Below are 11,047 nucleotides of genomic sequence, written 5' to 3'. Positions count from 1 at the left end.
AGCTGACGCCCGAGATGGCGCCATTGAGGCGTACCCCGGTGGTCTGGCTCGATTGATTGCCCAGCGCCAGGTTATCCAGGCCCAGGCGGTACTGGTAGGCGGTGGCGGTCAGCTCGGGCATGACCACGTACTGGGCATTCAGCAGGTGGCTGTGGCCTTCGATATTGGCCGGGCTGGCCGCCGTGTCGAAGCGGCCGTTGCCCGGGCCGAAGATGCTGTTGATGTTGTCGAGGTAGGCGTAGGTCAGGGTCAGGCCGTCCAGCGGCTTGAGCTGGCCGAGCACGCCGTCATAGGTCTGCTCGTTCTGCCGCCAGGCGACGCCACCGACGAAGCGCTGGTTGTCCAGGTTGATGCGCTGACGGCCAATGACCGCGCTGCCCAGGCTGTGGTCGTAGCGCAGCAGGGCCTGGTTGACCTCGCTGCCGTCCGGGTCGGCGACCACCGCGTAGTCGCCCTGGCCGTTGCGCGTGCTGTTGTAGCTGGCATCGCCGATACGACTGACGTTGTCGGCCTCGATCAGGGCGGAGAGGCCGTACCACTTGCCGCTCTGGAAGCCGACGCGGGTGCGCAGGGTCTGGGCGTTGGCGTGGTTCAGCGCGTTGTCCTGGTCAACGTGTTCATAGCGGTAGCGCAGGTCGAGGATCGGTTTGCCGTCCTTGAACAGGTTGCCGAGGTTTTCACTGGCACTGGCACTGGCACTGGCACTGGCGCTGGCGCAGGCGAGGAGGGCAAGGGCGAGTGGCGTCATGCAGGTTTTCATGGTGATGCCTCATCAGATGAATTCTGCGGGGCACGTTAGCGGCACGGCGATCGAACATATTGACGGCCATCAAGATGGCGAAAAAGTTGTCGCAGGGCTGCTCCCGACGGTTTGGCCGGACTACCTCTAAAGAGAGCGTCCCGATTCAGGGTGGGTAGAGGACATGGAATATTGATCCACAACAATTTTGCCGTCATGCCTCATGCCTATCCTTGCGCATGCCCCTGCCGTCGGTGGGGAGATCGGGAGCTTCGATGGACGTAGAACAGTTGTTGGCCAATAACCGTTTCTGGTCCGAGTCGTTGCGCGCTCGGGATCCGGAGTTTTTCGCGCGCCTGGCGCGCCAGCAGCGGCCGGAGTTTCTCTGGATCGGCTGCTCGGACAGCCGGGTACCGGCCAATGAGGTGGTTGGTTTGATGCCGGGCGAGCTGTTCGTGCATCGCAACGTGGCCAATATGGTGGTGGCCACCGACATGAATTTTCTCTCGGTGTTGCAGTACGCGGTCGATGTGCTGCAGGTCAAGCAGGTGATCGTCTGCGGCCACTACGGCTGCGGCGGGGTGCGCGCGGCCCTGGGTCACGAGGCGCTGGGCCTGATCGACAACTGGCTGCGGGCGCTCAAGGCGCTCTATCACCAGAACCTGGAACGCTTCACCGGGCTGGAGGCGGAGGCCCAGGTCGACCTGCTGTGCGAGCTGAACGTGCAGCGCCAGGTGCGTAACGTCTGCCATACCACCATCGTGCAGAACGCCTGGAAACGCGGCCAACCGCTGGCGGTGCACGGCTGGATCTACGGGCTTGCCGATGGTCTGGTCAATGACCTGCAGGTGACGGTCAACGGGGCGGATCAGCTCGACGACAGCTTTCTCTACGACCAGTGAAGGCGACTCGAGTCGAGCCAGGGGTGGCCCTGACCACGATAAGAAAAGTGCCGGGGAGGGGGATGTGCGTTTCATTCACCCTGGATTATATAGAACCGGCAGCGCGGCGGTCGGGTCGCCCAGGCAGGGCAGGGCGAAGGCCAGCAAGGTAACGGTGATCGGGCAGTTCTAACGCAAGTGTTCCATCGCCCAGACCGCAGCTTCGACCCGCGAGCGCAGGCCGAGTTTGTGCAGCAGGTTTTTCACATGGACCTTGACCGTGCCCTCGGTGATGCCGAGCTTGTGGCCGATGACCTTGTTGCTGTGGCCGGCGGCGATGGTTTTCAACACCTGACGTTCGCGCTCGGTCAGGTCGACCTGCGCGCTGGCTTGCGGCGTGCGCAGCGCCTGGGCGAGGATTCGGGTCAGGGTGGGGCTGACCACCAGGCTGCCTTGCAGGGCATCGCGAATCGACTGGATCAGCAGCTCCGGCTCCATGTCCTTGAGCAGATAGCCATCGGCATCCAGGCGCATGGCGTCGCGAATGTCGTCTTCGGAATCGGACACGGTGAAGATCAGTACCTTGCCGTGATACTGCATCTCGCGCAGGCGGCGCAGGGTTTCCAGGCCGTTCATCTGCGGCATGTTGTTGTCCAGCAGGATCAGCTCGGGCTGTAGCTGGCCGACCATTTCCAGGGCTTCCTGGCCATGCCCGGCCTCGCCGATGACCTCCAGATCCGCTTCGAGTTCGAGCAACTGGCGCATGCCGCGGCGCATCATCGGATGGTCATCGACCAGCAGAATGCTGTGGCGCAGGGGACTGTTGGGGCCGATGGATGGCTTCATGCGGCGCTACCTTCTTCGTGACGCCCGAGGAACTCGGGGCGGAACTGCAAGTGGATACGAGTGCCCTGGGGCGCCCGGGGTTCGATGTCGAGCTGGCCATGCAGGCTGCGCGCACGCTCCTGCATGATGGTTAGGCCGTGGTGCTGGCGCGGGTCAAAGCCCGGAACCAGGCCGCAACCGTCGTCTTCGACGGACAATTCGACCTGTTCGCCGACCTGCCGCAGGCGCAGCCAGGCGTGTTTGGCCTGGGCATGCCGGGCGCAGTTGGACAGCGCCTCGCGGGCGATCTGCAAGAGATGAATCTGCTCGCTGGCCGAGAGCTGAAAGGCCAGGCGGTCGATCTGCAGTTCGGCGCTGAATTCGCCGCGCTTGGCAAACTCCTGCACCGTGTCCTTGAGTTCCTGGTCGAGGCCGCCTTCCTGGATCTGCAAGCGGAAGGTGGTCAACAGTTCGCGCAATTGCCGGTAGGCGGTGTTCAAGCCGTCGCGTAGTTCGTCGCTGACGGCTTCCAGGGTTTGTGCGCTTTCGCCCCGGCGGATCAGGGTCTGCAGACGGCTGACTTGCAGCTTCATGTAGGACAGCGCCTGGGCCAGCGAGTCGTGCAACTCGCGGGCAATGGTGGTGCGCTCGTCGAGCAGCAGCAGACGATGCTCCTGCTCGCGCTGGCGCTTGAGCGACAGCGCCGTGCCAACCTGGTTGGCCAGGGCCTGGATCAGCGCCGTTTCCCAGGCCTGCGGCCGGTGCCCGTCGCGGAAGTAGGCTTTCAGCTCGCCGAGGTTATTGCCCTGGTTGCTGATGATGAAGGTGGCCTGGTCGGGGTTGGTCTTGCGTTCACAGGTGTCGCAGTTGATGCGCGCGCAGACCTCCCGAGTCTCGCTGCCATGCAGGGCCAGCAGGTGCTCGGCGGGGGCCTGGATGTTGTCCTCCAGGCACAGGGTCAGGCGCAAACCCGGCAGGCGTTGCTGGAAGCGGCTGATCAGTTCGTCGAGGCGCTCGGCATTGGCCTGGCGGGTGGCCAGGCTGCGGCTGCTCTGGTAGAGCAGCTCCAGGGCGGCGTTGGTTTGCGCCAGGGTCTGGGTCTTCTGCGCCACGCGGCTTTCCAGGGTGCGGTGCGATTCCTCGATGGCCTCGGCCATGGCATTGAAGCTCTCGGCCATCTGCCCCAGTTCGTCATCCGAGCGGAACTCGACCCGCGCGCCGTGATCGCCGTTGCGAAAGCGCTCGGCCGCCTTGACCAGCTCCTGCAGGGGGCTGATCACATTCAGCTGCAGTTCGTACATGCCCACCAGCAGGATGATTACGGTAATCAACAGGGCGGCGCCCTGGATGCTCTGTTGCCAGCCTTGACGACGTTCGCTCTGTTTCTGCAGGAGCATGACGAAATGCTCCAGTTGGGCGACGAAGCTTTCGGTGTGCTGCTGGAAAGCAGCCTTGTCGCCGCGATCCAGGGCCGGACGCAGTTGTTCCTGCCACAGCGCATGGATATCACGGTAGGCGCTGTACAGCGGATCGTCCGGGCTGCCGCCGATGCGCTGTTGCAGGCTGCCGTCCAGGCGCAGCTGCAGGTCATCGCGTAGCGCGGCGATGCTTTCCGCGGGGGCACCGGCTTCGAGTTGCCAGTTCAGTCGGTAGGTGGCCATGCGCAGGGAGCCGGCAGTATTGATCGCCGCCGCATCGTCCTCGCTGAACCAGGCAATCAGCCCGGCGCTGATGGAACTGCCGAGCGCCAGCACGGCGATCAGGGTCACCGCAAACCCGGCTCTGACCGGCACTGAACTGCGCATCCATCTCAACATCGGACTGACTACCTCTAAAGAACTCGGACTGCCTGCAGACTCGTTGGCAAGAATTTATATTGATTATAACTATATGTTTTAAAAGGGGTTTTATGTGAATTATCAGCCTACCACTTAAGAGGTAGGGGCGGACAGGGTAGGCCCAGGCAGCTCAGAATTAATTGACTCAGGTCAAGTGCGGCGCCCCCCTGTCTCTCTAGTGTGCCGCCCATGGTTCGGCAATTAGGGGGTTCGCTATGGCAACGTTAAGACTACAACAGGGCCTGGTTCTGGGTATGAGTACCCTGGCGTTCACTATCTGCTTCATGGTCTGGATGATGTTCGCCGTACTCGGCGTTCCGATCAAGGAGTTACTGCAACTCAACGATACCCAGTTCGGCCTGCTGGCCGCCACGCCGGTGCTCACCGGTTCGCTGGTGCGCCTGCCACTGGGCATGCTCACCGACAGGTTTGGCGGGCGCATCGTGTTCTTCCTGCTGATGCTGGTCTGTGTGCTGCCGATCTACATGATCAGCATGGCCACCGAGTACTGGCACTTCCTGGTCCTCGGCTTGTTCGTCGGGATGGCCGGTGGTTCCTTCTCGGTCGGCATCGCTTATGTCGCCAAGTGGTTCGAACGGCAGAACCAGGGCTTCGCCATGGGCATATTCGGTGCCGGTAACGCCGGTGCCGCGCTGACCAAGTTCGTTGCGCCGGCGATCATCGCCGCGGCGAGCTGGCAGATGGTGCCCAAGGTCTACTCGGCGATCATGTTCATCACCGCATTGCTCTTCTGGTTCTGCACCTACGAGAACAAGGGCCATAAGGTGCACAGCAACGTGTCCCTGGCCGAACAGCTGCGCGCCCTGAAAGACCCCAAGGTGATGCGCTACTGCCAGTACTACTCGATCGTCTTCGGCGGCTATGTGGCCCTGGCCTTGTGGATGACCAAGTACTACGTCGAGGAATACGGCTTCAACCTGCAGAGCGCTGCCTTGCTGGCCGCCTGTTTCTCCCTGCCGGGTGGTGTGTTGCGCGCCATGGGCGGCTGGATGTCGGACAAGTGGGGCGCGCAGAGCGTCACCTGGTGGGTGATGTGGGTGAGTTGGGTGTGCCTGTTCCTGCTCTCCTACCCGCAGACCGAACTGATTGTGCAGACCGTCAATGGCCCGCAGAACTACAGCATCGGCCTCAATGCCTGGGCCTTCACCGGGCTGCTGTTCGCCGTCGGTATCGCCTTCGCCTTCGGCAAGGCCTCGGTGTTCAAGTACATCTCCGATGACTACCCGCACAACATCGGGGCCATCTCCGGCATCGTCGGCCTGGCCGGCGGCCTTGGCGGCTTCATTCTGCCGATCCTGTTCGGCGCCCTGGTCGACCTGACCGGCGTGCGCTCCTCCTGTTTCATGCTGATGTACGGCGTGGTCTGGGTCTCCCTGATCTGGATGTACTTCAGCGAAGTTCGCAAAACTCCCGTTTTGGGCCTGGTCTCCGAAGAGTCCAAGGCTCCTGCTTTCCTGCCGCTTGAAGGAGAATGAGCATGTCCGCAACCAAGAATCCCCCGATAACCGGACAGCCTGCCAAGGGCTCGGTGATTGACGACTGGCGCCCAGAAGATCCGCACTTCTGGGGCAGCGTCGGCAAGCAGATCGCCACCCGCAACCTGTGGATATCGATCCCCGCGCTACTGCTGGCCTTCTCCGTGTGGATGGTCTGGAGCGCGGTGACCGTGCGCCTGAACAGCATCGGCTTCACCTTCACCAATGACCAACTGTTCTGGCTGGCGGCACTGCCTGGCTTGTCCGGCGCCACCTTGCGGATCTTCTACTCGTTCATGGTGCCGATCTTCGGCGGTCGTAGATGGACCGCCCTGAGCACCGCCTCGCTGTTACTCCCGGCGATCTGGATGGGCTTCGCCGTGCAGGATCAGAGCACCACTTACAGCGTGTTCGTGATCATCGCGCTGCTGTGCGGCTTCGGTGGCGGCAACTTCGCCTCGAGCATGGCCAATATCAGCTTCTTCTATCCCAAGTCGCAGCAGGGTACCGCGCTCGGTCTGAACGCCGGCTTGGGCAACCTCGGCGTATCGGTGATGCAGTTCAGCGTGCCGCTGGTGATCGGTGCCGGCCTGTTCGGTGTGGTCGGCGGGCAAGCCCAGGAACTGGGCGACGGTAGCCAGCTGTGGCTGCAGAACGCCGGTTTCATCTGGGTGCCGTTCATTGCCGCAGTGGCCGTGGCGGCCTGGTTCGGCATGAACGATCTGTCCAGCGCCAAGGCGTCCTTCAAAGAGCAGTCGGTCATCTTCAAGCGTAAGCACAACTGGTTGATGTGCTGGCTGTACCTGGCCACCTTCGGTTCCTTCATCGGCTTTGCCGCCGGCTTCCCGATGCTGATCAAGACCCAGTTTGCTGGCGTCGATCCGCTGCAGTTCGCCTTCCTCGGCCCGTTGGTTGGCGCCCTGGTGCGCCCGTTGGGCGGCTGGCTGGCCGACAAGCTGGGCGGCGCACGGGTGACCCTGTGGAACTTCGTGCTGATGATCGCGGCGGTGTTCGGCGTACTCGCCTTCATCCCGGTAGCCGGTACCGCGGGCAACTTCTACGGCTTCCTGGCCATGTTCATGTTGCTGTTCGTCACCACCGGCATCGGCAACGGCTCCACCTTCCGCATGATTCCGGTGATCTTCCGCACCCTGCATGAGCGCAGCAGCGCCGGTAAAACGGCGGTGATCAAGGAGCAGGCAATCAAGGACGCCGGCAAGGAAGCGGCCGCGGTGCTCGGCTTCAGTTCGGCCGTGGCGGCCTACGGCGCCTTCTTCATCCCCAAGTCCTTCGGCACCTCGATGGCGCTTACCGGCGGCCCGCAAATGGCCCTGTACGTGTTCATCGGTTTCTACGTCAGCTGCATCGGGGTGACCTGGTGGTGGTACTCGCGCAAAGGCGCGGAAATCCCCTGCTAAGCGAAAACGAATTGAATCATTGCGTGTACGGGACGCAGGTCCCGCAGCAAGCCTGAGAGGAATAAAGAGATGAGTCATCTACTCGACCAATTGCGTTTCTTCAACCGTAAGCAGGGTGAATTCGCCGATGGTCATGGCGAAACCCGCATCGAGTCCCGCGATTGGGAGAACGTCTACCGTTCGCGCTGGCAGTACGACAAGATCGTGCGTTCCACCCACGGGGTGAACTGCACCGGCTCGTGCTCCTGGAAGATCTACGTGAAGAACGGCCTGATCACCTGGGAAACCCAGCAGACCGATTACCCGCGTACCCGCAACGACCTGCCCAACCACGAGCCGCGCGGCTGTCCGCGCGGGGCCAGCTACAGCTGGTACATCTACAGCGCCAACCGCCTTAAATACCCCAAGGTCCGTAAACCCCTGCTCAAGCTTTGGCGCGAGGCGCGGGCGAGCCTGAATCCGGTCGAGGCCTGGGCGAGCATTGTCGAGGATCCGGTCAAGGCCGAGTCCTACAAGAGCAAGCGCGGCATGGGTGGCTTCATCCGCTCGAGCTGGAACGAAGTCAACGAGATCATCGCCGCGGCCAACGTCTACACCGTCAAGGAGCACGGCCCGGACCGCGTGGTCGGCTTCTCGCCGATCCCCGCCATGTCGATGGTCAGCTACGCCGCCGGTTCGCGTTACCTGTCGCTGATCGGCGGGGTGTGCCTGAGCTTCTACGACTGGTACTGCGACCTGCCGCCGTCTTCACCGCAAGTGTGGGGCGAGCAGACCGACGTGCCGGAGTCGGCCGACTGGTACAACTCCAACTACATCATCGCCTGGGGCTCCAACGTCCCGCAGACGCGCACCCCGGACGCACACTTCTTCACCGAGGTGCGCTACAAGGGCACCAAAACCGTGTCCATCACCCCGGACTACTCCGAGGTGGCCAAGCTTACCGACCTCTGGCTGAACCCCAAGCAGGGCACCGATGCGGCGCTGGCGCAGGCGTTCAACCACGTCATCTTCAAAGAATTCCACCTCGACAAGCCGAGCGCCTACTTCACCGACTACGTGCGCCGTTACACCGACTTCCCGGTGCTGGTGCTGCTCAAGGATCACGTCGGCGCCACGCCGGAGCTGAACGGCTACCAGCCGGATCGCTTCCTCCGTGCCGCCGACCTGGCCGACAACCTCGGCCAGGACAACAACCCCGAGTGGAAAACCATCGCCCTGGACAGCGAAACCAATCAGCTGGTCTCGCCGCAGGGTTCGATCGGCTACCGCTGGGGCGAGAAGGGCAAGTGGAACATCGAGGCCCGCGAAGGCAGTGATGGCCGCGAGGTCAAGCTGCAACTCAGCCTGATCGGCGAAGAGATCGCCGAAGTGGCCTTCCCGTACTTCGGCGGCCAGACCCACGAGCACTTCCAGCATGTGGCCGGCGAAGCCGTACAACTGCGCCGCGTACCGGTACGCAGCATTACCCTGGCCGACGGTAGTCAAGCCAAGGTCGCCACCGTGTTCGACCTGTCGGCCGCCAACCTGGCGATCGACCGCGGCCTGGGTGGCGGCAACGTCGCCAAGGACTACGACGACGCCACGGTTCCGGGCACTCCGGCCTGGCAGGAACTGATCACCGGCGTCAGCCGCGAGAAGGCGATCCAGATCGCCCGTGAGTTCGCCGACAACGCCGACAAGACCAAGGGTCGTTCCATGATCATCGTCGGTGCGGCGATGAACCACTGGTACCACATGGACATGAACTACCGCGGCCTCATCAACATGCTGATGATGTGCGGTTGCGTCGGCCAGACCGGTGGCGGCTGGGCCCACTACGTCGGCCAGGAAAAGCTGCGTCCGCAGTGCGGCTGGCTGCCCCTGGCCTTCGGCCTGGACTGGAGCCGTCCGCCACGGCAGATGAACGGCACCAGCTTCTTCTATGCCCACAGTTCGCAGTGGCGCCACGAGAAGATGAGCATGCACGAAGTGCTCTCGCCGCTGGCCGACAAGTCGCAGTTCCCCGAACACGCGCTGGACTACAACATCCGCGCCGAACGCGCCGGCTGGTTGCCGAGCGCCCCGCAGATGAACCGCAACCCGCTGCAGATCACCCGTGACGCCAAGGCCGCCGGCATGTCTCCAGTGGACTACGTGCTCAAGTCGCTGCAGGACGACTCGCTGCGTTTCGCCTGCGAACAGCCGGACAACCCGGTCAACTTCCCGCGCAACATGTTCATCTGGCGCTCCAACCTGCTGGGCAGCTCGGGCAAGGGCCACGAGTACATGCTCAAGTACCTGCTCGGCACCAAGAACGGCGTGATGAACGAAGACCTCGGCAAGCGCGGCGGCTTCAAGCCGAACGACGTCGAGTGGGTGGACGAAGGCGCGATCGGCAAGCTCGATCTGGTCACCACCCTGGACTTCCGCATGTCCAGCACCTGCGTCTACTCGGACATCGTGTTGCCGACGGCGACCTGGTACGAGAAGGACGACATGAACACCTCGGACATGCACCCGTTCATCCACCCGCTGTCCGCGGCCATCGATCCGGCCTGGGAATCGCGTTCCGACTGGGAAATCTACAAGGGTATCGCCAAGGCCTTCTCCGAAATGTCGGTCGGCCAACTGGGGGTCGAACAAGACCTGGTCACCGTGCCGATGATGCACGACAGCCCCGGCGAACTGGCCCAGCCATTCGGCGGCATCGACTGGAAGACCGCCGGCGAAGCTCCAGTGCCGGGCAAGAACTGCCCGAACATGACCGTGGTCGAGCGCGATTACCCGAACGTCTACAAGAAGTTCAGCTCCCTCGGCCCCTTGCTCGACAAGTTGGGCAACGGCGGCAAGGGCATCAACTGGAACACCGAGCATGAGGTCGAGTTCCTCGGTGAGCTCAACCACAAGGTACGTGCCGAAGGCGTCAGCCAGGGCCGGCCACAGATCGAGTCGGCCATCGATGCCTGCGAGGTGATCCTCACCCTGGCGCCGGAAACCAACGGCCACGTGGCGCTCAAGGCCTGGGCGGCGCTGTCCGAGTTCACCGGCCTGGATCACAGCCACCTGGCGATCTCCAAGGCGCACGAGGCGATCCGCTTTCGCGACATCCAGGCGCAGCCGCGCAAGATCATCTCCAGCCCGACCTGGTCGGGTCTCGAAGACGAGAAGGTCAGTTACAACGCCGGCTACACCAACGTCCACGAGTTCATCCCATGGCGCACCATCACCGGCCGCCAGCAGTTCTACCAGGATCACCCGTGGATGCAGGCATTTGGCGAGCAGATGATGAGCTACCGGCCGCCGATCAACACCCGCACCATTGACTACGTCAAAGGCAAGCGGCCGAACGGCAATACCGAGATCGTCCTCAACTGGATCACTCCGCACCAGAAGTGGGGCATCCACAGTACTTACAGCGACAACCTGATCATGCTCACCCTGAGCCGCGGCGGGCCGATCATCTGGCTCTCGGAAACCGACGCCAAGCGCGCCGGCATCGAGGACAACGACTGGGTCGAGTGCTTCAACGCCAACGGCGCTTTGACCGCCCGGGCGGTGGTCAGCCAGCGGGTCAAGGACGGCATGGTGATGATGTACCACGCCCAGGAACGCATCGTGAACGTGCCCGGCAGCGAGACCACCAAGACCCGCGGCGGCCACCACAACTCGGTGACCCGCGTGGTGCTCAAGCCGACCCACATGATCGGTGGCTACGCCCAGCAGGCCTACGGTTTCAACTATTACGGCACGGTCGGCTGCAACCGCGACGAGTTCGTGGTGGTACGCAAGATGGACAAGGTCGACTGGCTTGACGGCACAGACGACGAAGCTTTGCCACAACCCTTGCCACAAGACATTTGAGGAGCTCTGC

At 62.9% G+C, this 11,047-nt stretch carries 6 protein-coding genes and 1 pseudogene; 4 read left to right on the top strand and 3 right to left on the bottom strand.

Features of this window, described 5'->3' with window-relative positions:
* Window positions 1-760: pseudogene (locus LJY18_RS22205) on the bottom strand (alginate export family protein); the annotation flags it as partial.
* Window positions 761-1,014: 254 nt separating this feature from the next.
* On the opposite strand from LJY18_RS22205, the gene can reads away from it, so the two are divergent.
* Window positions 1,015-1,641: a carbonate dehydratase gene (gene can, locus LJY18_RS22200; protein ID WP_238044587.1), complete on the top strand. Its 627-nt coding sequence runs from the start codon at window positions 1,015-1,017 to the stop codon at window positions 1,639-1,641.
* A gap of 168 nt (window positions 1,642-1,809) precedes the next feature.
* Here can and narL read toward each other — a convergent pair whose 3' ends face one another.
* Both narL and LJY18_RS22190 read right to left on the bottom strand, forming a co-directional pair.
* A complete protein-coding gene (gene narL, locus LJY18_RS22195) occupies window positions 1,810-2,466 on the bottom strand; it encodes a two-component system response regulator NarL (protein ID WP_238044584.1) in 657 nt (218 codons plus the stop codon).
* A complete protein-coding gene (locus tag LJY18_RS22190) occupies window positions 2,463-4,262 on the bottom strand; it encodes a HAMP domain-containing protein (protein WP_238044582.1) in 1,800 nt (599 codons plus the stop codon). Before LJY18_RS22190 ends, narL begins: the two co-directional genes overlap by 4 nt.
* Before the next feature lie 236 nt (window positions 4,263-4,498).
* On the opposite strand from LJY18_RS22190, the gene LJY18_RS22185 reads away from it, so the two are divergent.
* From LJY18_RS22185 to LJY18_RS22175, 3 genes are all read left to right on the top strand, one after another.
* A complete protein-coding gene (locus tag LJY18_RS22185; protein WP_238044580.1) occupies window positions 4,499-5,779 on the top strand; it encodes an MFS transporter in 1,281 nt (426 codons plus the stop codon).
* Window positions 5,780-5,781: 2 nt separating this feature from the next.
* Window positions 5,782-7,197, top strand: a complete 1,416-nt coding sequence (locus LJY18_RS22180) for a NarK family nitrate/nitrite MFS transporter (protein ID WP_238044577.1) — start codon at window positions 5,782-5,784, stop codon at window positions 7,195-7,197.
* A 69-nt stretch (window positions 7,198-7,266) separates the two neighbouring features.
* The gene (locus LJY18_RS22175) at window positions 7,267-11,037 is read left to right on the top strand and encodes a nitrate reductase subunit alpha (RefSeq protein WP_238044575.1); all 3,771 of its coding nucleotides are present in this window, start codon (window positions 7,267-7,269) and stop codon (window positions 11,035-11,037) included.
* Window positions 11,038-11,047: the final 10 nt, after the last annotated feature.

It is taken from the genome of Pseudomonas sp. MMS21 TM103 (assembly GCF_022132145.1).
In the GTDB taxonomy this organism is placed as follows: Bacteria; Pseudomonadota; Gammaproteobacteria; order Pseudomonadales; family Pseudomonadaceae; genus Aquipseudomonas.
The sequence above is the reverse complement of the archived record's forward strand: the minus strand, read 5'-3'. Positions and strand labels throughout refer to the sequence as shown.

What these genes read in the sequence shown, in the direction of transcription:
- can (WP_238044587.1), top strand. Translation starts at nt 1,015, where the DNA reads ATGGACGTAGAACAGTTGTTGGCCAATAACCGTTTCTGGTCCGAGTCG.
- narL (WP_238044584.1), bottom strand. Translation starts at nt 2,466, where the DNA reads ATGAAGCCATCCATCGGCCCCAACAGTCCCCTGCGCCACAGCATTCTG.
- LJY18_RS22190 (WP_238044582.1), bottom strand. Translation starts at nt 4,262, where the DNA reads ATGTTGAGATGGATGCGCAGTTCAGTGCCGGTCAGAGCCGGGTTTGCG.
- LJY18_RS22185 (WP_238044580.1), top strand. Translation starts at nt 4,499, where the DNA reads ATGGCAACGTTAAGACTACAACAGGGCCTGGTTCTGGGTATGAGTACC.
- LJY18_RS22180 (WP_238044577.1), top strand. Translation starts at nt 5,782, where the DNA reads ATGTCCGCAACCAAGAATCCCCCGATAACCGGACAGCCTGCCAAGGGC.
- LJY18_RS22175 (WP_238044575.1), top strand. Translation starts at nt 7,267, where the DNA reads ATGAGTCATCTACTCGACCAATTGCGTTTCTTCAACCGTAAGCAGGGT.